This window comes from Anaerococcus lactolyticus S7-1-13 (assembly GCF_000758765.1).
Lineage (GTDB): Bacteria > Bacillota > Clostridia > Tissierellales > Peptoniphilaceae > Anaerococcus > Anaerococcus lactolyticus.
The window spans coordinates 1-8,653 of record NZ_JRMW01000011.1; the positions used below are offsets into that span (position 1 = coordinate 1).

An 8,653-nucleotide genomic window follows, 5' to 3' on the forward strand; every position below is an offset into this window, starting at 1 on the left:
GTAAGGGGGTTTTAGGGGGAGCCGGTGGGGGGACATACGGAAAGTCCCCCTGGGCTCCCCCTAGGAACGAAGATTCAACTGTAAGTAGAATGACATTTTATAATAAGAAGATAATATTAAAACAAAATTATAAGATTTTAATCCTGGATTAATAGACTCACCTAGTGAAAAAAACATTAATCTCTTATTTTAAAAGTCCTAGATCCAAATTTGACTATCAAAATATTCACAACAATTATAAAGGCGAGGATAAATCCACCACTTACCATCAAAATCATCTTGTAATCCAAATCCTTAACAATAATGGCGCCGTAGATGCAAAGATAATAAACAACTGCATTTATAGCTCCAGCAAGCTTGCTTACAAGGATTCCCTCTTGGTTGTAGGGTTGGATGAGGTAATATTTAGCAAGGGCAAGACTTGTGAAAAATGTAGTCATTAGCAAAATATAGGCGAGAACAACCAAATTATTTACCCAAAAAATCTCTCCCTTATATCCAATAGCAACCATATATGTTATAAAAACTGCTCCAGCAGGGATCATGTTGATGGCAAGCATAGACCTAAATCTTAGCCTATACATAGCAAGGAGCATGGACCCTTTCCTATAGAAACCATAAGGCAAAAGGCCCTGGTCGCAGTTTAGGTACATGGCAGTAATTACCCCATCCTGCCTTGAAAGAATGTAGGTCAAAAATGGCATAGCCCTGATTGTTAGCTCAAAAATTCCTTCTGTTGTTAAAGTTTCCTTAAAAACTGTAAAGAAAAATACTCCAAGTCCGATGGCTGGCACAGCCAAAGACTTTATTATTACAGGTTTTGTGATAAGCCTTTTGTGCCTAATAAAAAACAAGGAATTAAGGAAGGCTAGACCCTTTTTCTTGTAAAGTCCCTTTTTATTTTTAACTTCGAGATCCTTATCCTTTAGCTCGTAAGCCTTGGATTCGCCTAGGTCAAGGTCTTCTGAAGCCACATCATATTCTTCTACAGATTCTTCAATAACCTGGTCAAAAGAATCGAAATTCCTAAGTCCATTTAGGCCGTAGATGAAAAGAATAAGTGAAAATCCAAATATTATTCCAGTCGCAATCCTTAGGTCAAAATGACCTGTAATCACAAGTCCCATTACAGCAATAGGGATTAAAATAATAAAGGCGACTTGCAAAAGTCCATTGTCTAAGATTCCCTTTTTGTGTTTGAGTTTGTATTTCATCCAGAAAACCGAAGCCCCGATTTCTAGGAAATAGACAGCGAAACTCATCAAAATCGGATATATAAGGGGAATTTTATTTATCAAGCTAAAAAATATAGCAAAAATAAGAGTCCTTCCGATTAGCCTCATGGCTGGTTTGTAGTACAAAAACATCTTGGCAGAAGAGCTTGGGTCAATATGATATTGGTAGTAATATTTGCCAATTCCTGCCCCATTATCATAGATAAAGTTCCTAAAAATCCCAGTCGCAAAATAGAGAATTACGGGAATCATGAGGCCCATAAGATAAGATGTCAATTCAGCTTTGCTTGCCAAATCCGCCGCAAAAATCTCTCCACCAAAGATTTTATAAATCCAGCCATAGGTGATTGTTGTGTATAAATAAGCAATAAGAAAAGATAAGGCGCAGCCCAAAATTTGCTTTATAAGGACAAAAATTGGATAAAAGCTGTACATTATCTCCTTAAACTCAAAAAATCTGTACTTATCCCCTAGTTTTTTACCGATTAAGGGAAACTTTCTTATACCATAAACCATCATATTGAAAGATTCGGTAAGAGCGATTTTTTCGGCTAGGATATAGGTCCTAAAATCTTTATTCATGGATTTCTCCCAAGTTTTCTTTATTGCCTGCAAGGATTGATATTAACTTGTCCTCAAAGTCTGGATCAGCCAGGTAAGAATCATCAAGACCGGAAAGTTTTTTCTCTGATAAAAGGACGATCTTATCGCAAATATCCTTGGCAAGCTGGAGAATATGGGTTGAGAAAACCATGATGTGGTCCTTGTGGATTTCTCTGATGATTTTTTTCATCTGGAGAGACACAACCACATCAAGGCTTGTAAGTGGCTCATCCATAAGGATTATCCTTGGTTTTAAAATCAAAAACATGATCATTTGGATTTTGTTTTTCATACCTGTCGAATAGGACTGGATTAGCCTGTGGCTGTCTTCCTCGTCAAAATCAACCAAGTCTAGGTAGTAATCGATATCCTTTAAATCCTTGATATTTTCCCTATTAGCATCTATAAAAAATCTGATAAACTCATAACCTGTCAAAAATTTTGGTAAATCTGGCTCTGCCACCATCATAAAAACATCGTCAAAAGACACAGGGGTCTTTTCCCCATTTTCTTCTAGGTAGATTTCTCCAGCGTCTTTCTTTATTGCCTCTGTAATGAGCCTAAAAAGCGTAGTCTTACCAGCCCCATTTCTGCCAAGAAGGGCATAAACAGTGCCTTTTTCAAAGTCATACGAAGCATCCTTTATAACTTCCTTTTGGTCGAAAGATTTCGATAAATTTTCTATAACTAATTTCATATTGTTCCTCAATTTTTTATAAGTAATTATTTATATTTTACCATAGTTTGGTAAAGAGAAAATAAATTCAACAATATATAGGCATAAATTAAGAAAATAATCACCCAAAGCGAAGACAATCTAGACACCTTTACCGTACTAATTGTATTGATACAGCCAGAGGCTTCTCCACTTAGTTTACCTCGAGCGAAGTCGAGAGGAAGCGAGGGGTGATTGCTCTTACTATTCCTTGAAGATTAAAACAGTAGTATGTAAAAAAAATTAAATAGAAACTTTGAGTTCAAAGTAAGTACAACTATCCTAGTTTCGACCGAGCGTAAGCGAGTGGAGAAATCTTCTACGTACACTAAAAAACAAGTCCTGGTCATACATTCGATAAAATTTACGGATATCATTAGCCCAAAACCTATGAATATAAAGATATAACTTATATATTCATCATCCTCTCATATATGAATTTCTCCACTTACAAAAATAAGATTTTTAAAAAATAAATTTGACATTGTATTAAGGGTGTAGTACACTTGTATTAAGATAATAGTACAGTGATACAAAGAAAGAAGGTTTGTATGGATTTTGATAACAACCGACCTATCTATATCCAGCTTGTAGAGGATTTTAAGATCAAAATTTCCACAGGCGACTGGCAGGCCGGAGATAAAATCGACTCAGTTAGAAATCTCGCAACAGCCTACAAGGTAAATCCAAATACCATCCAAAGAGCCCTGGCAGAGCTTGAAAGAGAAGGTCTTTGCGAGAGCCAAAGGACTATCGGCAGGTTTGTAACAGAAAATGAAAACAAGATAAAATCACTCTCATCCAGAGCCTTTACCAGCTTTGCAGATGATTTTATAAGGGGGATGGAATCTTTAAATATCAAAAAAGACCAGGCCCTAACAGATTTGAGAGAATATTGGGAGAAATTATGATTGATATAAAAAACTTAAGCCTCAAATATGGAGGTAGAAAAGTCTTAGATGACTTTAATTTAAACTTAGATAAGGGCAAGATAATCGGTCTTGTAGGTGAAAATGGAACAGGTAAATCAAGTCTAATGAGAGTCATCGCAGGTCTTGAGAAAAATTATTCGGGAGAAGTTTTAATTGATGGCAATAAGCCAGGTGGAAAAACCAACGCCCTTATTTCCTACCAACCGGACCACCTACCCTTTGATGATTTCATGACTGTAATTGATATAGGAAATATCTACGAAAGATTTTATGACGACTTTGACTCAGAAAGTTATTACAAGATGATTGATTCTTTTTCTATCGCAAGAAATCTAAAAATCAAGGAATGCTCTAAGGGAATGAAAGATAAGGTCCAAATCGCAGCCACTCTTGCGAGAAAGACTGAGATCTACCTCCTAGATGAGCCAATGACAGGCATTGACCCAAAGGCGAGGTTTGAAATGCTAAATACAATCATAGAAAATTTCAATCTAGAATCAACCCTTATCATTTCAACCCACCTTATATCCGAGATTGAAAAAATCCTAGACGAAGTAATCATCATTTCAAACGGGAAGGTCCTTGCCCACAAGGCAGTTGACGAAATAAGAGAAGAGAAAGGCCTAAGCCTTGAAGAATATTTTAGGGAGGTCCTCTAATGGGAAAATTATTTAGACAAATTTTTAAAGAAGACATAAAAAAGGTAATGACTTGGATGCTGTCACCCCTTCTAATAGCAATCCTAGGGGTCTTTGTCTATAAGTTAACAGCCTTCAGTCCCCTAGGTCTTATAATTGTCTTAAGCGGATCAGTTATGACCTTTGCCCCACTCATTTCCCTAGCCAGTCTTAATGATAGTGACAACAACAGGTTTTACGGCAAAAAATCAGCCTTCTATACATCACTACCATTAAAATCAAGCGAAACTACAGGAGCTAGACTCATAAACTACATTATTATGGGACTTGTGATAGGACTTTTTTCTATCTTTAACTTTTTGCTTATAGGCATAACTAGCGATAATGGACTAGATCCCCTAGAAATATTGAAATACCTAGGTCAAAGCATTGACTTAAATATTTTTATCAGCTTGGTAAAATTCCTAATTATTATCGCCTTGTTTTATACAATTTTTGCCCTAATTATGATGGCAGCTAACACACTTGGAGCATCACGCCCCTTCAACAAGATGGGCAGGTCAGCAAAGTTGGTCCTTTTCGTAGCCTTAATTTTATTCCAAGGATATGTATATGCGAAATTGATTAGTGGACTTGGAAACACAAGCTTAATCAAATTTAAGGAATATTCAACTAATGCAGCCACATTCAGTATAAATATGCTAGATTTAAACTGGTCATCTTTTGCGATTATAGTCCTAATTTTAGGAGCCTTTGTCCTAGCCTATTTCGCCCTAGTAAATTATTTCCACAAGGAGAAAATCTCAGTAGAATAAGGAGGATCTCATGTTTAAAAAACTAGTATTTGGAATAATTGGGATATTTATCGCCATCTGGGCCTTCCTCTTGTTAACCTTCAGACCAACACCTGGGTATTTAAGAAATACGGAAGCAGACGGGGTTAAAATTGAAGCGAAAATCTCAGATGACGATAGGACACCAATCATAAGGACCTACACCAAAGAGGAATTTGATAAATTTGACCAAAGTAAAATCGACAATATCGAAGATGACGTAGACGGCAGGGTAGAAGGCGACATCCCTTGTATCGACCTTCTTAAGGACAATAAAATCTACATCTCTTTCTACAAAGACGGTAAAAAAATCGAACCAGAAAAGACTCACATAGAAATAACCGCCCATGCGAGTGATTACAAAGACCCAACAAAAACACGCCATATAGAAGGTGAACTAACTAACGATGGAGAAAACACCTACTCTTACACCACAAAAAGATACGGAGTTCAATTCGAAAAATACTTCATGGAATACCTACAATTCGAAGTAACCTATACAATAGATGGAAAGGACTACATTTCAATCTTAGGTGCCTTCCAAAGTAACGTCCCAGACGGCACAGACTTCTTCAAAAACGAAGACCTAAAAGAACCCCTAGACCCAGAAGAATGATAAAATAAAACCAGCTTAATTCGAGCTGGTTTTTAAATTCCTTCTAAATTTTTAACTTCAATATAGAAGCTCTGCCCCTGGTAGCTAACATAGGCGAAGCCGTTTACTTCTTCTTGGCTAGCTTGGACTACCGAGCCTTTTTCCAAGGTGTCGAAGGCTGTTTTTTCGTCGGGATCGGTATAGATTTTAGAATCTTTTATCAGTTTATATGACAAGCCTACTCCAATTTCTTTTTTTAGCTTAATCCCAGTCGCAGGCCTGGTTGGTATATCTTGTTTGGTGTATTTTTCTTCCTTGCCACAAGCAGAGAGGATTATTAAAAGGCAAAGAATTACTAACTTATTTATGGTAAACCACCCCACAATAATCTATGCCAAGCTCTCTTAGGTCTGAAATCGCCTTGTCTATAGCAGATTTTTTAGTCTTATCATCAACTAAGATTATTTCCATGTCGCAAAGTCTTGCTGCTAGATATGGATCTGCTGTCTTTAGAGATTTTTGGTCAATTAGAATGTAGTTATAAGAGGCTTCCCTATTGGCAATTTCTGCAAAAAACTCGTTAGCGTCAAGAATCTTATCTGACACCTTTTCTGCTAGGGCTAGGTAATCAATGTCACCCTTTCTTAGGACCTTAAAGGAATTTTCATCACTTAAGAATTTTCCTTCGGTATTACTAGCATTTTTGCTATCTACAAACAAAACTCCATTGGCTGGAGCAAGGCTTTCTGCAAGATTTTTTGCAAAATCATAAGAGTCAACCTTGCCAAGACTTGTAATGCCAACAACTCCATTTTGAAGTCTATGGTCAATTTTTGCCTTCACCTTCAAAAGCTCATCACTAGATCCAAGGACATCCAAATCCAATTCTCTTAAGTCATCCTCGTCGGCTATATTATCAGAAAGAAGAGTCTTAATAATTACTATAGCAAGGCCCAGAATAGCCCCAGCTATACCTGCTGCAACAGAAAAAATCAAAAGTTTTTTCTTTGAAGCCTTATCCACCAGCACCTCATGCAAATATTCCAGATTATCAGCATTTAGGTAGTCTTTTGTCATTTTTCTAAAATTCTCACAAATTGACTTAAGAGCATCCCCTGCCCTATCCTTATTATCATCATTAAAACTTAAGCTAATAAGGCCTGCTTGAGGGTTTACATCAAAGTCAGACTTTGCCATAATTTCCTTGAAATCAAGGTTACAGCCTCCCTTTTTAAGGTCACTTGCAACTCTTTTATAAAGATCAGGTGACTTTATAATTTCAGAATAAATATTGCCAAGCTTTTCATTTAAAATTAGCTTGTTGTAGGAAATTTCTTCGCCCTCACCAGCTGTGGCAATCAAAACTGCCGAAGCCTCAAAAGACCCTCCGACTTTTTTAATGCCAAGACCAAAAACAAGGCCAAAAAACACGATGGCTGGAACAATAATTAGGGCGAGATTTTTTTTAATACCGTCGATTAATTGGTAAGTTGTAACTTTTCTCATAAAAACTCCTTTTTAATTTAATGACTCGATAGCCATTGTATTTGTAAAGAAAAAATCGTACTCTGGCGCATCTACACTAATATAAATCGCATATGGTACGATAAAGACCACAATCGATAAGATTAGCAAAAAGGCCGCCAGGCTATCCTCATATTTTAATTTTTTAATCATCATTGGCAGATAAAACATCTCCAGTATTGCAAAAAATGATGAAAACCTAAAGGCAATGGCTGTCGATGATCTGAAAACAAGCATAACGCAAAGGCCAAAAACCATAGCTTTAACGCTAGCCTTCTCCATCCTGTCTCCCCCAAAAGTTTTCTCATCCAAGTACATGATGGAAACTATAAATAAAAGGAAGAAAAATATAATCCTCGGGTCAAAAAGTTGCATTCCATAGGCAAATTTACCCTCAAAGGTGTAGGTTACAATCTTTCTAGAAAGTATGCCAAGGCCTATTTTTGAAAACACAGTTGCGGCTATGCTAAATACCAGCTTTGAGAAAACCGAAACTGCCAAACTTAAAAAGACGATTAAAGATTTTATAAAATTATTAAGGTCAATTTCCAAATATAATAAAAATGGAATCAATATTACAGCCGACTTGTGAAAACTAATAGCTAGGATTAGGGTTAAAAAACTCCTAAACCTCTTTTTTTCAGTCGCTAGGTAAATAGCCAAGAGACCTAAACCCATAGCTGTTGCAGTCCTTGAAGTTTGCATATCAAATTGCAAGAAAATCGGCAAAAATATAATCGCAGACAAAAATGGATTAGCCGATTTTTTGATAACTACATAGGTCACAGGTCCGATTGACAAAAAATTCATAAGGACAATCACCCACTGACGGCTGATACCAAAAAGGTTTATGAGGTAAGAAGCCAGCCTAAAGGAAAACTCAACCGGGTAGGAAAAATTCAAAACCTTATCAAAATCCGTTCCGATATCCTTAGCGAACCACAAATAATTGTAATAATCAGCATCCCCCGACCCTCTCATTGCCGCAAAGATAAACATCAAGAAAAACATAGAAAAAGCCGCAAGGTTTTTTTGGTATGAAGTTTTAAAATCAATAAGGCTAAAGCATAGAAAAAGCAACAGCTCCAGCGTAAAAAATAACAAAAATCCCATAAAACTTTTCTATTTAGGGGGCATCCCCCTAAGACTCCCTTGTGTGATAGAAGAGAATACTTCTCTTGTACTCTTACTCATTAATATATCATTTTTTGGGGTTTTATCCATGATAAATTAATTTTTTTATCCGAGATAAATTATCTTTTTTCTTCTTATCCGAGATAAGATATCTATTTTCTTATCATAGATAAGTTATCTATCTTATATGTGATAATTTTATTTACTATTGAATCTTCGTTCTAAGGGGGACCCCAGGGGAACGTTTCGCACGTTCCCCAATCGGGTCCCCCTTGAACCCCCTCCCGTTACCCCCTCCGGGCGACCACTCTCGTGGGACAAGGAGTTTGCCTACGGCAAACGTGTTGGTATGGAGAACCCGTTGTTCTAGATATCTATTATTCTAACTTTTTAAAATCCCAAGCCTCCTAAAAATTGCAATCTAGTCTGACTTGTACTTTTTAT

Annotated in this window: 9 protein-coding genes; 4 read left to right on the forward strand and 5 right to left on the reverse strand. The window is 36.7% G+C overall.

Annotated features, from left to right (window positions below):
- Positions 1-176: 176 nt before the first annotated feature.
- Together HMPREF1630_RS00385 and HMPREF1630_RS00390 are read right to left on the reverse strand one after the other, a co-directional pair.
- Positions 177-1,817, reverse strand: a complete 1,641-nt coding sequence (locus HMPREF1630_RS00385) for a hypothetical protein (protein ID WP_037325979.1) — start codon at positions 1,815-1,817, stop codon at positions 177-179.
- Positions 1,810-2,535, reverse strand: coding sequence for an ABC transporter ATP-binding protein (locus tag HMPREF1630_RS00390; protein WP_037325981.1), 726 nt, complete (start codon positions 2,533-2,535; stop codon positions 1,810-1,812). Before HMPREF1630_RS00390 ends, HMPREF1630_RS00385 begins: the two co-directional genes overlap by 8 nt.
- Before the next feature lie 569 nt (positions 2,536-3,104).
- Between HMPREF1630_RS00390 and HMPREF1630_RS00395 the strand changes: the two genes are divergently transcribed.
- Genes HMPREF1630_RS00395 through HMPREF1630_RS00410 form a run of 4 tightly spaced genes read left to right on the forward strand, consistent with a single transcriptional unit; the run spans position 3,105 to position 5,572 of the window.
- Positions 3,105-3,464 carry a GntR family transcriptional regulator gene (locus HMPREF1630_RS00395; RefSeq protein ID WP_037325983.1) on the forward strand — a complete coding sequence of 120 codons (360 nt, stop codon included), beginning with the start codon at positions 3,105-3,107 and terminating at the stop codon, positions 3,462-3,464.
- Positions 3,461-4,144 carry an ABC transporter ATP-binding protein gene (locus tag HMPREF1630_RS00400; RefSeq protein WP_037325985.1) on the forward strand — a complete coding sequence of 228 codons (684 nt, stop codon included), beginning with the start codon at positions 3,461-3,463 and terminating at the stop codon, positions 4,142-4,144. The genes HMPREF1630_RS00395 and HMPREF1630_RS00400 overlap by 4 nt, the downstream gene beginning before the upstream one ends.
- Positions 4,144-4,938 (forward strand): hypothetical protein, encoded by a 795-nt coding sequence (locus HMPREF1630_RS00405; protein ID WP_037325986.1) that lies wholly within the window; start codon positions 4,144-4,146, stop codon positions 4,936-4,938. The genes HMPREF1630_RS00400 and HMPREF1630_RS00405 overlap by 1 nt, the downstream gene beginning before the upstream one ends.
- A gap of 10 nt (positions 4,939-4,948) precedes the next feature.
- A complete protein-coding gene (locus HMPREF1630_RS00410; RefSeq protein WP_037325988.1) occupies positions 4,949-5,572 on the forward strand; it encodes a hypothetical protein in 624 nt (207 codons plus the stop codon).
- Positions 5,573-5,604: 32 nt separating this feature from the next.
- Here the strand turns inward: HMPREF1630_RS00410 and HMPREF1630_RS00415 are convergent, their stop codons facing one another.
- From HMPREF1630_RS00415 to HMPREF1630_RS00425, 3 genes are read right to left on the reverse strand one after another with little or no spacing between them, the layout of a single operon-like run.
- Entirely contained in the window at positions 5,605-5,934 is a 330-nt protein-coding gene (locus tag HMPREF1630_RS00415; protein ID WP_037325992.1) for a hypothetical protein, read from the reverse strand.
- Positions 5,912-7,057 carry a YveK family protein gene (locus HMPREF1630_RS00420; protein WP_037325994.1) on the reverse strand — a complete coding sequence of 382 codons (1,146 nt, stop codon included), beginning with the start codon at positions 7,055-7,057 and terminating at the stop codon, positions 5,912-5,914. Before HMPREF1630_RS00420 ends, HMPREF1630_RS00415 begins: the two co-directional genes overlap by 23 nt.
- Before the next feature lie 12 nt (positions 7,058-7,069).
- The gene (locus HMPREF1630_RS00425; RefSeq protein ID WP_004829238.1) at positions 7,070-8,188 is read right to left on the reverse strand and encodes an EpsG family protein; all 1,119 of its coding nucleotides are present in this window, start codon (positions 8,186-8,188) and stop codon (positions 7,070-7,072) included.
- Between the last annotated feature and the right edge of the window lie 465 nt (positions 8,189-8,653).